Here is a 237-nt window from a genome sequence, read left to right on the forward strand (position 1 = left end):
TCACCATGTCGCAGAAAGAGTTGCATCGCCTCGAAGTCATTCAGAAGATCCGCGACCGGCGCCTGAGCATTATCCAGGCCGCCGAGTTGCTTGATCTGAGTCGAAGTCAGGTTCATCGGCTGCTGCGGGACTATGACCGTTTCGGTGAAGCCGGCCTGGTTTCGAAGAAGCGATCCCGACCGAGCAATCGGCGCCACAGCGAGGATTTTCGCAATGCGGCGCTGGATCTGATCCGCG

General features: G+C 58.6%; 1 protein-coding gene. It reads left to right on the forward strand.

Annotated features, from left to right (window positions below):
* Nucleotides 1-237: helix-turn-helix domain-containing protein (locus EOD29_RS34965; protein WP_245475535.1), on the forward strand; the 237-nt coding region annotated here is incomplete at both ends.

It is taken from the genome of Mesorhizobium sp. M1A.T.Ca.IN.004.03.1.1 (assembly GCF_003997555.1).
Taxonomy (GTDB): Bacteria; Pseudomonadota; Alphaproteobacteria; order Rhizobiales; family Rhizobiaceae; genus Mesorhizobium.